Source organism: Lentzea flava (assembly GCF_014648475.1).
GTDB classification, from domain to species: Bacteria; Actinomycetota; Actinomycetes; order Mycobacteriales; family Pseudonocardiaceae; genus Lentzea; species Lentzea flava.
In genome coordinates this window covers 68,972-85,130 of sequence record NZ_BMRE01000008.1, presented here as the reverse complement: position 1 = coordinate 85,130, position 16,159 = coordinate 68,972, and the positions used below count along the sequence as shown (strand labels likewise).

Sequence of the window (16,159 nt, the reverse complement as noted above, 5' to 3'; positions counted from 1 at the left end):
CGTTCCGGTCGAGGTTCGCTCGAACCGCCGGTCACCGCCTCGAGTACTGCTCGACGTCCGCTCGAACGGGCATGTCCAGCACCAGCGGCGGCTGCGGTGTCCACGGAAAACCGGTCCGCAGGTGCACCTCGGGGATGTCCGGCCCGACCACCTCGACGGCCGCCGCCAGCAACGTCGACGCCATCGGTTCGAGCTCGACGAACTGCCAGCGTCCGCCCAGGTCGTCGCGCGGCGGGCGGAACGAGCGCAGCCGTTCGCCGTCCAGGGCGAAGGCGAACGAGTCGAACGGCAGGGCGAGCCCCAGCCCCCTGGCCTTGGCGTAGGCCTCCTTCAACGTCCAGAGGCGCAGCACACCGCGCCGCCGTGCGCCTTCCGGCAACCCGGCGAGCCACTGCTGTTCCTCCGGCGAGAACGCCTCCGAGACGGCGTCGATCGTCATCACGTCCTCGCGGTCGAGGCGTTCCACGTCGACGCCGACCCGCCGGTGGCTCGTGACGCCGATGACGTTCACGCCGCGGGTGTGCGACAGGTTGAAGTCGATGCCCTCGTCCTCGAACGGCCAGCCTCCGACGGGCGGTTCGAGGAACGGGCGGCCGCGGTGGCTGCGCCAGAAGCCCAGCTGGTTCTCCGCGACACCGGTGTGCAGGGCCAGCACCCGCCGCACGAGGGCGTGGGCGACGAGGTACTGACCGCGGTCGTGGTCGAACACGAACCGGCGCGCGGTCGCCCGTTCGCGTTCGTCGAGCCAGCGGCGTTCGAGGTCGACCGCCTCTGCCTCGGACAGGTCCTCGTTGCGGCACAACCACAACTGCACGGAGTCACCGACGATCAGCCGTTCAGCCGCCGTGGTGGGTGCCATCGCCGACCGCCTTCCGCACGTCCGAGACGATCCGGTCGACGAACTCCTTGACGTACGACCGGAAGTAGAAGTGGTCGCCCGGATAGAGGTGCAACCCCAGGTACCGCGTGGTGTGCTCGCGCCAGTCGTCCAGCCGCTGCGGGCGGACGACGACGTCGCGGTCACCGCCGAACGCCGAGACCGGCACCGGCAGCACCGGCGAGCCGTCCGCCGGGCGCCAGGTCTCGACGAGCCGGAGGTCGGTGCGCAGCATCGGTTCCAGGAACTCCCACCAGTCCGGGTCCTCCAGCACCTCGCGGGGCGTGCCGCCCATGTCGGCGAGCGAGCGGCGCAGCTCGGCGGCCGGCATCAGGTGCCGGGTGCGCAGGTCGAGGCCGCCGTCCGGCCTGGGTGCGGCCCGTGCGGAGAGTCCTAACCAGTCCGGCTGGCGCAGACCGTCCGCCACCAGCCGTTGCGTCAGCTCGTAGCCGGCCAGCGCGCCCATGCTGTGTCCGAAGAGGACGAACGGGCGGTCCAGCAGCGGGACCATGTCCTCCAGGAAGAACGAGACCAGGTCGGCGACCTCACCGATCAGCGGCAGGTCCGACAGCCTGCCGCGGCCGGGTGCCTCCAGCAGGCACACCTCCCAGTCGGCGGGGAAGTGCCGGACCCAGTCGCGGAACAGCAGGTGCGACCCGCCCGCGTGGTGCAGCAGGAACACCCGGCGGGTGGCGTCGGGCACCGGCTGCGGGCGGAGCACCGAACGTGTGGTGTGCGTGCTGATCATGCCGCGACCTTCACCTTCCTGATCTGGCGCACCATGCTGGTGAGCGTCGTGCCGCCGATCTCGACGAACTGGGCGTCGTCGCGTTCGGTCAGCGGTCCGATGGACTCCGCCCACCGGACCGGGTGGTCGATCTGCCTGATGAGCAGCTCCGCGATCCCGTTCTGGTGGTGCGGTTGCGCGGTGTGGTTGGAGATCACCGGGAACCGCAGGCGGCCGAACGCGGTGGCGCGCAGCACCGGTGCGAGCTCCTCGGCGGCGGGTGTCATGTAGCGCGAGTGGAACGGGCCGCTGACGGCGAGCTTCTTCGCCATGCGCGCGCCCGCGTCCTCCAGGATCGTGCCGAACTCGGCGAGGTCGTCGAGCGGTCCGGCGAGCACCGTCTGCTGTGGAGTGTTGAGGTTCGCGAGGTCGATCGTGTCGAAACCCGCGCGCAGCAACAGGAACCGGATCAGCGTCTCCTCCAGGCCGACCACCGCGGACATGCCGCCACCGGTGATCCGCGCCATCGCGGCGGCGCGGGCGTCGACGAGCTTGAGTCCCTCGGCGAAGGTGAACGCACCGGCGGCTTCCAGCGCGTTGTACTCGCCGAGGCTGTGGCCCAGCGCGAGGTCGGGCGGTGCCGACTCCTCGAGCTTCATCCGGTACGCCAGCGCGTTCACGACGTACATCGCGGGCTGGGTGTACCTGGTGTTGCCGAGCAGGCCGTCCGGGTCCTCCAGGCACAGCGTCCGCAGCGAGTAGCCGAGCAGGTCGCTCGCCTCGCGTTCGAGCTCCGGGTACCTCTCGAACTCGGTGCGGCCCATGCCGACCCGCTGGGCTCCCTGGCCGGCGAACAGGAAGATCCTGGTCATCGCTTGTTTCCTTCCCTGTGTCGGCGCACGGTCGCCGCGACCGCTCGCGCGAGCCGCTGTGCGTTGTCCCCGGTCAGCAGCGAGACGTGGTTGCCGGGGGTGATGTGCACGGTCAGCTCGGGGCAGAGGTCCTCCCAGCCGAGACCGGGCTTGCGGTAGTACTCGGCGGCGGCGGCGAAGTCCGCGTCACCGCCGAACGTCGTGTCGGCGGCGCGGAACAACGCGACCGGGCCGGTGTACGGCTGAGGTTCGTGCCGTTCGACCGCCGCGAGCGTGGTCGCGAGCAGCGCGTACGGATCGCCCTGGCCGGTGCCGGTCATCCAGTCCGCCACCGCAGCCAGCTCCGTGAGGTACGCGGCACCCTCCCCGGTCGCGGGACGCTCCGGGTCGTGGGCCTGCACCTGGCGCAGGAAGCTGTTGTCCGCCTGGGTGTCGGTGACCTCGCCGGTCGGCGCGGCGGCGTCGATGAGCAGCACCAGCGGGGTGCGTCCGGTCGCCTGCTGCACCAGCCTGGCCAGTTCCTGGGCGAGTACGCCGCCGCCGGAGAACCCGCCGAGCACGATCGGTGCGTCGGTGAGGCGGGGCAACAACATTCCGAGGTAGTCCTCGGCGAGCTCCCGCACCGTGCGCGGATCGGGCTCGCCCGGCACGTCGATGCGCGGGTCCCTGATGCCGAACACGGCCTCGGGTCCGTCGTAGCGGCGCGCGAACTCGGCGTAGCACGCGACCTGCCCGCCCGGCGGGTGGATCAGGTACAGCACCGGTTCCAGTCCCGGGCACAGCGGCACGAGCGGTGAGCGGGACGTTGTGGTGTGCCCGCCGAGTGCCGCGGCGAACGCGGCCGCCGTCGGATTGGTCAACAGGTCGTCGAGCCGCACGACGGTGCCGCACCGCTCGCCGACCTCTCGCAGGAACCGGCCGGCCAGCAGGGAATGGCCTCCGCACTCGAAGAAGTGGTCGGACGGCTCGACTTCACTCACGCCGAGAACGTCGCGCCACACCTGCCGCACGACCTCGGTGAGCGGGTGCTCCGGCCACTCGGTGATCGCGGACGTGCTCAGTACCTGCGGACGTGGTGCCACGACGGGAAGTTCGCCGAGGCCGTCGACGAGCTCGGCCACGGTGAGCCGGTCGAGACGGTCCAGCCGGGCCAGCACTTCCAGCCACAGCTCGGCGATGCGCTGCGCGGACTCCGTGCCGATGATCGTGCGGTCGTGCACGACCGTGAGCACGACGTCCTTGTCGTCGTGGTGCAGCAACAACGTGCACGGGTACGCGGTCTCGGCCCCGACGACAGTCGGCTGCTCCACGGCGATGCCCGCCTCGTCCAGCAACCGGCCGACCTCGCCGAGCGAGCTGGGGTAGTTCTCCACCACCAGCAGGCTTTCGAACAACGGGACGGTGCCTGGCCTGCCGCTCCAGTCGTGCACCTGGCCCGTGGACACCCACTCGAACGTCGCGGTGTCGAGCGCGGCCTCCCGCACCCTCCCCACGAGGTCGAGCACCTGTTCGTCCGGCCGCACTTCGACCGTGAGCGGCAGCGTGGTCATCAGCAGGCCCGGAATCCGTTCCACGCCGGGCAGATCGATGCCACGGCCGGACAACGTGACGCCGAATCCGACCGAAGCGGCCTGGCCACCGGCGAACCGCCACAGCAACGCGGCCCACACCGTTTGCAGCACGGTGTTCTCCGTGGCAGCCCGTGCCGAGACGACAGCGCGCAGCTCGGCCAGCTTGTCGGCGGGAAAGCGCACCTCGACTCGTCCGATGCCGTGCTCCGGCTCCGGATTCCCGGTGATGCCGGGCGCGGTCTTCACGTCCAGGCCGCACAGCCGGGACGACCAGAACGCCTCCGCGTCGGTCGTGTCCTGCGCCGCGAGCCACCTGGCGTGGGTGCGCGCGTCGGGCTCGTCCGGCTCGATCGGCCGCGGGTGGCCCAGGTAGTGCAGGTAGAAGTCCTCCAGCACCAGCGCTGTGCTCCACCCGTCGAGCAACGCGTGGTGGAAGCTCAGCAGGATGCGGTGCGCCTGCCCGTCCCGGAGGAGAGCGAGCCTCAGCAGCGCGGGCTCACCGAGGTCGAACCCGCGAGCGCGGTCTGCGGCCAGGAGGTCTTCCCACGTGGTGTCGTCGTGGACCCGGACCTCCGGTTCGACGTCCGGGTGCACCAGCAGGCAGGGCGTGCCGTCCCAGTTGAACGACGCGCGCAGGGCCGCGTGCCGACGTGCGGTGTGGCGCCACGCGGCCGTGAACCGCTCGACGTCCAGCGGCCCGTGCCACACCCAGCTCATCTGCTCGACGTACCGTCCCGTGCCGCGGCGGGCGAGCGAGTCGACTAGAACGCCGTACTGCTGCGGGTTCAGCGGCACCTGCTCCGGTTCCCGGTTGGCGGTCAGCTCGGAGATCGCCTTCGTCAGCTGTTCCAGCAACGCTTCCACGCCGTGCTCGTCGACGCCGTCGTGCTCGGCGGGAGCCCAGGTGGCGCCGAGCCGGAGCCTGCCGTCGCGGACGATGCCGTACAGCTCGACGGTGTGCGTGCGTTCGGCGCGCGGAGACCGTTCGCCCGGCACCGCGCCGTCGACGACCGTGAACCGCTCCCCCGCCGCCGTCGAGTCGATCTGGCCGAGGTAGTTGAAGCACACCAGCGCTTTCGGCAGATCGGGACGCACGATCCCGAAGGCGACGCCACCATCGGGAACCGCCGCGAGTTCCTCGCGCACGGCGGCGAGGTGCTGTGCGGGCTCCGCCGTGCGGTCGACGCCGAGCACCACCGGGTACAGCGCGGTGAACCAGCCGACCGTGCGCGAGACGTCGCCGGTCGCGGTCTGCCTGCCGTGGGTCTCCACGTCGAACGTGACGGTGCCGCAGCCGCGCCACCGGGCCAGCGCGAGCGCGACGAGCCCGGTCAGCACGTCGTGCACGGGCATGTCCGTGGTGAGCAGCTTCGCGGTGGTGTCCTCGCCGAGGATCGTCTCGGTGCGGCGGGTTTCGGCTTCGAGGGTGGTGGACGTGCTGGTGAGTCCGTCGATCGCCTGGCGCCGACGGGCCACCGACCGCCAGTAGGCGGCCGTGGCCTCGTCGGCGGCCAGCCCGGCGAGCCAGTTCCGGTAGGACTGGCCTTCCTCCGGCAACCGCGGCAGCTCGCCCTGTTCGAGCGAGGCCACGGCGAGGTCGAGGTCTTCCAGCAGGATGCGCCAGGAAACCCCGTCCACCGCGAGGTGGTGGACCACGAGGAGCAGCAGGTCCGTGCCGCTCGCCGGGTCGTGGAGGAGGCGGGCGCGCACGAGTTCCCCGTCGTCGGGGCTGAGTGAGCGCTGCACCTCGGTGATCGCGCGGTCGCGTTCCTCCTGGGAGGCGAACTCGACCGCGTCGAACACGCGCTTCGGGTCGCCCAGTTCGGGGTGAACCAGGGTCAGTGACTGGACCGCCAGGCTCAGCACCAGCCTGTCGATCGGCCGGGTCAGCTCCAGCAGCACCGACTGGTTCCAGTGGTGCCGGTCGGTGCGGACCGTGTCGAAGAACCACTCCTGGATCGGCGACCACTTCGGTGCCTCGGCAGGGGTGATCTCGACCTCGGTGCCCAGGGTGGCGGCCAGGTCGGCGAGGACCGGGCTGCGGTGGAGTTCACGGACGTCGAGCTTGAGTCCCTTGCGGCGCAACGCGGACACCAGCCGCATGGCGAGGATGGAGTCGCCGCCCGCGGTGAAGAAGTGCTCCTGGTCGCTCGCCGGGGCGCGGCCGAGCACGTCGGCCCAGGCGGCCCGCACGACTTCGAGGGCCGCGGTGCCGGCCTGAGCGCGGACGAGTTGCACCGGAGCGGGTGCGGGTGTGGTTGCCGGTGCGGGCAGCTGCTTGCGGTCCGTCTTGCCGCTGGGCAGCCGCGGGAACTCCGCCAACGCCACCAGGTGCGTCGGCACCATGTACGGCGGCACCCTGTCCACCATCACCGCGCGCACCGCGTCGACGTCCACATCGGACGGTGTCACGTACCCGACCAGCTGCGCGTGGCCGTCATCGTGGCGGCGCACCACCGCGACCGCGTCCCGCACACCGGGCGCGGCCAGCATCGCGGCCTCCACCTCGCCCAGCTCCACCCGGAAGCCGTTGAGCTTCACCTGGTGGTCGAGCCGCCCGAGGTACGACAGCCCACCGGACGGCAGCTCCCGCACCAGGTCACCGGTGCGGTAGATGCGTTCGGTCACACCGTCCAGCTCGATCTCGCGGAACTGCTCGGCGGTGCGCTCGGGGTCGTCGTGGTAGCCGTCCGCGAGCGCGTCCCCTGCCAGGCACAGCTCACCGGGAGCACCGGCCGGAACGGGTCGCAGGCGTTCGTCGAGGACGTGGCAGCGGATGTTGTCGAGCGGATCACCGATCGGAACGTCGGCCTGGGTGGTCCAGCGTCCCGACGGCGCGCTGGCGTCGAACACGGTGGCGTACACCGTGGCCTCGGTCGGGCCGTAAGCGTTGTAGAGCTTGGCTTTCGTGACTTCCTGGCACGCGCGGCGCAGGTGGTTGGTCAGCGCCTCCCCCGCGCTCACGACGGCGCGCAGGGCTGTGTTGCGGCCGAACGCCGGGCTGTCGGCGAGCAGCCGCAGCAGCGCGGGCACGACGTGCAGCAGCGTGACACCGTTGCGCCGCAACGTCTCCGCCATCACGTCGGGGTCGCGCTGCTCGCCGTCGGGCACGACGACGAGCAGCGCCCCGCACACCAGCGGTACGAACAGCTGGTGAAGCGTCACGTCGAAGCTGAGCGTGCCGGAGAACGCCATGACGTCGTCCGGCGTCACCTCGAAGTAGCGCCGGCTCCAGGCCAGGTGGTTGACGAACGCGCGGTGCCCGACGACAACGCCCTTCGGCACACCGGTCGAGCCGGACGTGAAGAGCACGTAGGCGGGCTCATCCGCGCGGTTGCCCGGCTCGATCGGCGGACCGGCGAGATCGGTGAGCTGAACCCCTTGCACGCCAGCGGGTGTGGCTCGATCGGACTCCTGCCTGATCACCAGAGCGAGCTCGGCCCTGCGCGCGATGTCGTCCAGCCGGTGATCGGGATGAGCCGGATCGAGCGGTACGAAAATTCCGCCCGCCCGCAACACCGCCAGCACGGCCAGTACCTGGTCCGCACTGCGCGGCAGCCACAGCCCGACCGTGTCGCCCGGCTGAACCCCTCGCGCCCGCAGTCCGGCAGCCAGCTCGGCAACCTGCTCGTCGAGCTGACGGTAGGTCCATTCGCGGGTGCCTTCGCGCAACGCGACCCGGTCGGCGAACTCCGCTGCCGCATCCCGGAGGAGCTGGTCGACATCAGCCTCGCGATCGAATTCGCGCGCCGTGTCGTCCCTTCGCACGGCCACATCGGCCAGGTCGCCGACAGCGACGTCCGCGACCACCATCGAGTCCACTGTGGATACAAGCTGTGCCGCGAACGCCTCGATCGTCTCGGGAGCGAGCTGATCGGTGGCGTACCGGAGCCGGCCGCGCAGCTTCGAGCCGTCGGCGAACATCTCCAGCGTCAGGTCACCCACCACGGGCTGGTGGATCTCCTCCAGCAGCCGGATCCGCAGACCGGGCACGCGATCGCCGAACGCCTCGCGGTCGTACCAGCTCTGGTAGGTGAACACGCAGTTGAAGACCTCACCGGTCCCCGCGAGTTCGGCGATGCGCGGGAACGGCAGCGCGGCATTGTCGATCGCCCGCGCGAGTTCGGCCTGCGACGCGCGCACGTAGTCCGCCGGAAGCAGGTCCGCGCTCTCCGGCGACCGCACCGGCACGGTGTTGACGAAGCACCCGACCACGCCGTCCAGCCGGGGATCACGCCGGGTGCTGACCGGCACCGCGACCGCGACGCGTTCCTGCCGGGCGTACCGGGAAAGAGTGCGCTGGTAGGCCGCGAGCAGGACCGCGAACACGCCGACGCGGTTGCGCCGCGCGAACGCGTTGACCGGTCCCGCGTCGATCTCCAGCTCGACGTCGGCGGTTCCCGGTTCGCCCGCGCCGTCGGAAGGCAGCTCCACGAGGCAGCCGCCTTCGACGACCTCGCGCCAGTAGTCGCGCAGCGGCTCCTGGTCGACGGCGGGAACGACGTAGACGTCCGGATCCGTCGGCTCCTCCGCGAGCGAGGTGCCGGAACGTTCGGCCGAGTAGTGCCGCCACAGATCCGCGACGACGACGCCGGAAGCCTCGCCGTCGAGCACGACGTGGTGCACCACGAGCATCAGGTAGTGCCGGTCCGGCGCGGCGGTCATGAGGACCGCGCGCGACATTCCGGTGGTGTCGATATCCAGCGGCGCGACCGACTCGGCGTGCAGCAGCGCGACGGCCTCGTCCCCGCTCAGCCCGGGAACCTCCCGCACGGACAACGGAACGGTCCGCCGCGGGTCCGCGTCCATCGTGAGATCCGCGGGGATCGCGGTCAGCACCGGGTGGCGGCGCACGAGTGCCGCCAGCGTCCGTTCCAGCGCTGGCACGTCCAGCTCACCGACGAGCTCGAACGCGATCGGCACGTTGTAACGCGCCGAATCGGGCTCGGTTCGGTGCACGTACAGCAGTCCGAGCTGCTCCTCCGACAACGGCAGCGCGGTCACTGGTTACCTCCGAAGGCGGCGACGGCGAGGTCGGCGATGTTGTCGGTCTCGAACAGCGTTTCCAGCGGCAGATGCCCACCACCCGCGGCGGTCACGCGGGCCGCGATCCGTTGCAGCTGCCTGCTCGTCACGCCCAGCGCGAGGAGGTCGGCGTCCGGCGGCAACGACGTCTCGGCGATGCCGGTCTCGGCGCGGACGATCTGCACCAGCCGGTCGAGCGCGACCGACACGTCCGGTTCGGGTGCGGCGACCGCCTTGCCGCGCAACCGCAACGGCGTCGGCGGCAGCGACACCCGGCGGACACCGGGTGCGACCGGCCAGTCGGCCTCGTTGCCGTCGAGCCACCAGCGGGCCTGCGGCGAGGCCTCGCCGACCACGCGGTCACCGCCGCGGATGGCCTCGGACAGCTGCCGCAGCCGTTCCGCCGCGTTCGCCCGCGTGGCAACGACAACGGCACGTTCCTCCCGCGTGACCCTGCCCTCGCGCAACGTCCGCACGACCGACGCGAGCGGCAGGTCGTCGATGACGCCGGCCAGCGACTCGGCCAGTGCCGCCAGGTTCGCCGGGGTGTCGGCGGACAACGGCAGCAGGTGCTCCTCGTCGTCCTGCGGCTGGGTGAACACGGGCGGTTCCTCGATCACGAGGCAGCCGTACGAGCCGGTGCCCGCGAAACCGTTGATCAGCGCGCGCTTCTTGAGCTCGCCGTCGGCGTCCGGGAGCGGCTGCCACTCCACCGCGCTGCGGGCCAGCTCGACGGACGGCACGCTCAGCACGTTGGGGTTGGGTTCGGACGTGAGCCGCGTCGGGTGGATCCGGCCGGCGCGGAACTGGCAGATCACCTTGCCCAGCTGGGCGAACACCGACGACGCCTCGAGGTGCCCGACGGCGGGCTTGACCGACCCGACCACGACGGGCTCGGTGAACACGTGGCCGAGCCCGGCGACCTCCAGCGCGTCCGCGAGCGCGGCACCGCTGGCGGCGGCCTCGACGTAACCGACGGCGTCCGGCGACACACCCGCGTCGTCCAGCGCGGCCCGCACGGTCTCCTCCTGGCGCTTGCGGCTGGGCAGCCCGAACTGCCGGGTCGTGCCCGAGTGCCGCACCGCGCCGCCGCGGATCACCGCGTGCACCGGGTCGCCGTCGGCAAGCGCTTGCGAGAGCGGCTTGAGCAGCACCGCGCCCACGCCCTCACCGACGATCCAGCCGCTGGCGCGGTCGGTGAAGGCGCACGAGTCGGTCTCCTCGGCGACGAGCCCGAGTTCGGACAGCACGTCGAGGTGGTCGGGGTGCAGCACCAGGTTGCTGGCGGCCGCGACAGCGCTCGTGCACTGTCCACTGCGGATCGCCTTGACCCCGGCGTCGATCGCGGCGAGGCCGGAGACGCAGCCGCTGTCCAGCACGACACTGGGCCCGGTGAGGTCGAACGCGTGCGAGATCCGGTGTGCGAGGCTGCCGCGAGTCGCGTGCGTGCCCGCCTCGCCGCCTGCCCGGCTGGTGACGCCGTACAGCGCGTGATCAGCCCACATCGCGCCGACGAACACACCGACCGGGCCACTTCCGGCGAGCCGTGCCTTCGTGACGCCGGCGTCTTCGAGGCACCACCGGGTGGTGGTCAGCAGGAGTCGTTCCTGCGGGTCGATCGCGGCGGCCTCGGCCTCGGTGATGCCGAACTCGTCGCCCTCGTAGGAGGTGACGTCGTCGAGGTAGCCACCGACCGTGGCACCGGCTCGTTTCGCGTTGAGGCGCAACGGGTTCCAGCGCTGCTGCGGCACCGGCCCGATGGCCGTGCCGCCGTCGGCGAGCAGGGCGTCGAGCTCGGCGAGCGAGTCGGCGCCGGGCAGCTTGGCCGCGAACCCGATCACGGCGATCGGTTCGGTGTCACGGACTTCGGGTGTGGTCTCTCCTGACGTCAGGGCCGCGCGGCGCCGCGTGTCGTCGGTGCCGAGCGCGCCGCCCCACAGCGAGACCAGCAGCTCCTGGTCGTCGTCGAGCTGGAAGTGCCTGCGGACGCTGCCGAAGTCCATCTCGCCGACCGGGCACATGCCCAGGCCGTGAGCGGGCGCGGCGGTCATCAGCAGCTGCGAGATGTGCCCCGCCTCCAGGCCGGAGTACTTGACCGCGAGCCGTTCGCCGTACGCGGGCGCGATGGCCGCAGGGGTCGACACCAGGAAGATCGCGAACGCCGCCCCGCCGACGAGCGCGCGGTTGTGCTGGACCTGGGTCTGCTCGGTCACGCTGAACCTGGAGTCGACGCGGACGAGCGTCCGTTCGCCGGGGTGCACGTAGTACAGGCCGCCGTCGATCCCGCTCACCCTGTCGTCGCGCACGTACACGTAGACCTGCACCGGGTAGAAGCCGCCCGCGGACGGGTAACGCCGCTTCACCCGTCCGTCGACCTCGCCGGACACGGTCAGCGCGACCAGGTCCAGCAACGCCTTGGCGGGCAACGGTTCCGCGGTGAAGTCGCGGAACGAGGAAGCGTCGAACAGGTCGAGCGGTGCCGGCGAGGTGAGCGGGAGCCGCGGCACGTCGTCCGCGATCCTGCGTTCGGAGATCTTGGCTTCCTTGAAGGCTTTCTTGGCCTCCGGGTCGAACGCGATCCGGATGTCCGCGGACTTCGGCTGCTGCTTCTCCGGCGCCGCACCGAGCCCGGCCGCGATGCCGCGCGGGGTCGGGCTGTCGATCAGCACGTCGACCGGGACGTCCGCGCCGTGCCGTTCCGACAGCGCCTGGGCCAGCCGGATCATCGTGAACGACGTGGCGCCCAGGTCGAACAGGTCGGCGTCCAGGCCGATCTCCTCGATGCCGAGCAGCTCGGCGGCGACCTTCGCGATCACCGCGGCGTCGAACCCCTGCTCCTCCCGCGGCGCGGCCACGCCGCCCAGCACCGCGACAAGTCCCGCGACCGTGGGCGTGTCGATCAACGCGTCGACCGGCACCGACGCGCCCGTGACCCGTTCGATCTCCTGCGCGATCCGGATGGCGGTGAACGAGGTCGCGCCGAGGTCGAACAGGTCCGCGTCCGGCGCGACCGCCGAGACGTTCAGCGCGCTGGCGACGATGCCCGCCACCGTGGCGAGCAGATCGCCACTCGCCGGCTCGGTGCGGAACAACGAGGTGGCGACCTTGCGGTCCAGCTTTCCGTTGGGCGTCAACGGCAACGCGTCCACGAACCGGTAGAGGTTGGGCACCATGTACGACGGCAGCACGTCCTTGAGCGCCTGCCGGAGCGCCGACACCGACGGTGCCGCACCGGAAGCGACGCAGATAGCGGCCAGGTTCGGCTCGTCGTCCTCACCGGTCACCGGCAGCACCCGCGCGTCGGCGAGGCCACCGCGCGACACCAGCGCCGCCTCGATCTCCTCCGGCTCGATGCGCAGGCCGCGCAGCTTGAACTGGTTGTCGATGCGGCCGAGGTAGCGGATCTCGCCGTCCGGCGCGACCATGCCGAGGTCGCCGGTCCGGTACAGCCTGGTGGCGTACGGGGTGGAGACGAACCGTTCGGCGGTCAGCTCCGGCCGGTTGTGGTAGCCCAGCGCGACGCCGTATCCGCTGATGCAGATCTCGCCCTGCTCACCGGGCGGCACCTCCCGCAGCGACGAGTCGACGATGTGGATGCCGATGTTGTCGATCGCGTGTCCGATGGGAACGGTCGGCTCGTCCCAGTCCTTCCGGCACGGCCAGTGCGTGACGTCGATGGCCGCCTCGGTCGGGCCGTAGAGGTTGTGCAGCTCACTGCCGCCGAGCACGTCGAAGAACGACTTCATGGTGCCGAGGGGTAACGCCTCCCCGCTCGCGAAGACGTACCGCAGCGAGGTGCACCGGCTCGCCGACGGCTCGCGCAGGAACATCCCGAGCACGGACGGCACGAAGTGCGTGATCGTCACCGACTCGGCGCGGATCAGCCCGGCGAGGTAGCTCGTGTCCACGTGTCCGCCCGGCCGGGCGACGACGATCGACGCACCGACCATGAGCGGCCAGAAGAACTCCCACGCCGACACGTCGAACCCGTACGGCGTCTTCTGCAGCACACGGTCTTCCGCGGTCAGCGGGAACGCCTTCTGCATCCACACCAGCCGGTTCGTCACGCCGCGGTGCGAGTTCGGGCAGCCCTTGGGCAGTCCGGTCGAGCCGGACGTGTAGATCATGTAGATCGGGTCGTCCGGCGTGACCTCGACGCCGGGCGCCGTGGCCTCCTCCTCGGCGAGCAGCGCCGCATCACGGTCGGGGCAGATCACGTGCGCTCCCGCCGCGACCTCGGCCCGCGCGCCGTCCGCGATCATCAGCCGCGCCCCGGAGTCCTCGACGAGGTACCGGACCCGGTCAGCCGGGTTCACCGGGTCGACCGGCACGTACACGCCACCCGCGCGCACCACCGCGACCAGCGCCACCACCAGGTCGGCCGAGCGGTCCATGTGCACGGCGACGTGGTCGCCCACCTGGCAACCGTGCCGGATCAGGTGCCGGGCCAGCTGCGCGCTGCGGCGGTCGAGCTCCGCGTAGCTGATCGTCTCGCCGTTCCACCTGATCGCGGGCAGAGCCGCGTTTCGCGCGAAGCTCTCCTCCAGGTGCTCGGTGATCGTCCACTTCGGAGCACCGACGAGCGAGCGCAGCCTGTTCTCGTACGACGCGAAGAGCTCGTCGAGCCTGCTCGCCGGCAGTGCGTCGGCGGCCGCGTCCCACTGGCAGACGACGGTGTCGCCGACCAGCAGCGGCACGTTGTCCAGCCCGACCTGCGCGGTCTGCGACTGGCTGACCCTGATCTCGACGGCGTCGCTGTGCAGATCGGCGGGCACGTCCGGCACGCGCGTGAACACCAGCGGCAACCGCAGCGCGCCCTTGGACCGGAACACCCGCTGCCGCAACTGCCCGAGTCCGGAGCGGGCCGCGCCGCACTCCAGATCAGCTTTGACGCGCGCCCAGATCTCCCTTGCACGGTCGTCGAACCGCGTCGGCAGCGTGTCGTCGACGACGAGCCAGGCGAGCCCGGTGAAGTCGCCGATGATCTGCGAGGTGCCCGCCGGGCGGTCCCACGACACGACGACGGTCGTGAACGGCTCGGTGAACTCCTCCCGCAACGCGTCGGTGTAGGCGGTGAGCAGCAGCATGTCCGCGGGCACGCCGATCTCTTCCGCGCGCTTGCGCAACGCCGTCCAGTCCATGTCGAACCGGCGATGCGTCCGTTCACCGCTGTCGGCGATCGGCGGCCCGGACGGCAGCGTCGCGAACTTCCCGGCCCACCGCGCTCCCGCCGCCTCGCCCTCCGCGCTGTTCGAACGTGCCGCGACGCCGCGCAGGTACTCGGCCAGCCCGCCGGCCTCGCTGCCGAGGACGTCGGTCCTCCCCGCTGACAACGCGAAGAGCTGCCCGAACAGCAACGCGAAGCTCTGCGCGTCGGCCAGCAGCGCGTCCAGCGCGGCGTGCAGCACGACGTCGCCGCCGGGCAGCAGGCTCGCCTCCAGCGCGTACATCGGGAAACCACCGAGGCCGAACGGCGTGTCACGCATCCGTTGCGCGACTTCGGCGAGCCTGCGATCCGTTTCGCCGACGCTGCACCCGGTCAGGTCGTGCCGCACGATCTCGTACGGCGGCACCTGCGCGCGGATGCTGAGCGTTCCGTCCGGCTGCACGGTGCCGCGCAACGCCGGGTGGTGGCTCGTGAGCGTCCGCCAGGCCTGTTCGAGCCGGTCGACGTCGTGCCCGCGCAGCCGGAACTCCTGGTACACCCTGGTTTCCGCGGTGCCGGCCAGATCTCCGGCCCTGCCGACGAGGTAGGCCGACTGCACCTCGGTCAACGGCAGCCCGGTGACGTCCTCGTCCTCGAACAACGCCTGCGTGGCGACTTCGAGCGTGGCAGCGCCCTCACGTGCGATCCTCCGCAGGACGTCGGCCAGCTGCCGGAACGCCTGCTCGGTCCGCGCCTCGTCGAGCACGCCGATCGCGATGTCCCACGACAGCACCAGCCCGCCGTCCTTGCCGGGCTGCACGCACTGTTCGATGTGGACACCCGGCGTGTGCGTGATGGTGGAGCTGTCGTCGACCCGTGCCGCCCAGCCGCCCGCGCCCTGCGTGAGACTTCCGAGCAGGCTCGTGAACACCACCGGAACCGCTCGCCCGGTGCGGCCGCGGTCCTGCCGCACCCATTCGCGATGTGCCCGCACACCGCTGACCGCGGAGTTCTCCAGGTCGCTCCAGAGCTGGCTCTGCACGGCGTGCGTGCGCTCGCCCAGCGTCCCCTTCTCCTCGGGCGCCAGGAAGATCGCGGTGGAGATGAACGGCCCGACGAGCCGCGCCACGTCCGCGTGCACCGGCGTGCGGTTGTACGTGGTGAGCACCACCGGCCTCGCCTCGCCGAGCGCGGCCGTGTAGAGCGCCAGCAGCAACGCCGACGGCGTGGCCTTGGCCGCGCTCGCCACCTGCTTGATGCCGGTCCACTCGGCTTCGTCGAACGTCACCGAGAGCCGCCGGCGCGCCCGGTCGTCGCCGTCGGGGTCCGTGGTGAACGGAGCAGCCAGGTCGAGCTGAGCCGTCGAGAGCTTGTCCCGCCAGTACTGCAGCGCCTTCTCCAGCCGCTGCGGCGGCACCGCGGTGGCCTTCACGTAGTCCTGGAACGTGATCGCCGGCGCCGTGACGCTGGTGTCGCCGTCGTAGACGGCGTTCCACTGCTGCAGCAACAACGACACGCTCGGCCCGTCCGCGACGAGCTCGTCCACGGCGAAGAACACCCTCGCGCGTCCGCCGCCGAGCAGCGCGACCCTGATCGCGAACAACGGCCAGACGCTCGGGTCGAACCCGGCGCCGGAAGTGCCGTGCCGCAACCGTTCCAGCTCCCCTGCCGGATCTTCCGATGCGCTCAGGTCGGTGACGCCGACCCGGTACCGCGGCACCTCGGCGGCGATGGACTGCGTCCCGTCCTGGCCGACCGTGACCCGCAGCATCTCGGTGTCGCGCACCAGGCGGTTCCACGCCTCTTCCAGCCGTGCCACGTCGAGATCGGTGACCTCGAACTCCAACTGCACCTGCGTCCCCACCCCGGCACCGAGCCGGCGGCCGACGTAGAAGGCCTCCTGGATCTCCGTCAGCGGGAACGAGTTCTCGTGTGTCATCG

Annotated in this window: 4 protein-coding genes and 3 pseudogenes; all 7 read right to left on the bottom strand. The window is 71.3% G+C overall.

Annotated features, from left to right (window positions below; all coding sequences use genetic code 11):
• Positions 1-31 precede the first annotated feature (31 nt).
• Complete coding sequence (locus tag IEZ09_RS12785; protein WP_189253869.1) at positions 32-859, bottom strand: 4'-phosphopantetheinyl transferase family protein; 828 nt, start codon at positions 857-859, stop codon at positions 32-34.
• Entirely contained in the window at positions 837-1,625 is a 789-nt protein-coding gene (locus IEZ09_RS12780; protein ID WP_189253868.1) for a thioesterase II family protein, read from the bottom strand. The genes IEZ09_RS12785 and IEZ09_RS12780 overlap by 23 nt, the downstream gene beginning before the upstream one ends.
• Positions 1,622-2,476 carry an ACP S-malonyltransferase gene (gene fabD, locus IEZ09_RS12775; protein WP_189253867.1) on the bottom strand — a complete coding sequence of 285 codons (855 nt, stop codon included), beginning with the start codon at positions 2,474-2,476 and terminating at the stop codon, positions 1,622-1,624. The genes IEZ09_RS12780 and fabD overlap by 4 nt, the downstream gene beginning before the upstream one ends.
• Positions 2,473-4,833: pseudogene (locus IEZ09_RS48245) on the bottom strand (condensation domain-containing protein); the annotation flags it as partial. The gene fabD and the pseudogene IEZ09_RS48245, both read right to left, overlap by 4 nt.
• Positions 4,834-4,920: 87 nt before the next feature.
• A pseudogene (locus tag IEZ09_RS48240) lies at positions 4,921-5,850 on the bottom strand (condensation domain-containing protein); the annotation flags it as partial.
• 216 nt (positions 5,851-6,066) lie between these two features.
• Positions 6,067-9,051, bottom strand: a pseudogene (locus IEZ09_RS48235) (non-ribosomal peptide synthetase); the annotation flags it as partial.
• Positions 9,048-16,157 (bottom strand): non-ribosomal peptide synthetase, encoded by a 7,110-nt coding sequence (locus IEZ09_RS12765; protein WP_189253865.1) that lies wholly within the window; start codon positions 16,155-16,157, stop codon positions 9,048-9,050. The gene IEZ09_RS12765 and the pseudogene IEZ09_RS48235, both read right to left, overlap by 4 nt.
• Positions 16,158-16,159: the final 2 nt, after the last annotated feature.

Excerpts from the sequence above, each read along its gene's own strand:
- IEZ09_RS12785 (WP_189253869.1), bottom strand. The coding sequence starts at position 859 with ATGGCACCCACCACGGCGGCTGAACGGCTGATCGTCGGTGACTCCGTG.
- fabD (WP_189253867.1), bottom strand. The coding sequence starts at position 2,476 with ATGACCAGGATCTTCCTGTTCGCCGGCCAGGGAGCCCAGCGGGTCGGC.
- IEZ09_RS12765 (WP_189253865.1), bottom strand. The coding sequence starts at position 16,157 with ATGACACACGAGAACTCGTTCCCGCTGACGGAGATCCAGGAGGCCTTC.
- IEZ09_RS12780 (WP_189253868.1), bottom strand. The coding sequence starts at position 1,625 with ATGATCAGCACGCACACCACACGTTCGGTGCTCCGCCCGCAGCCGGTG.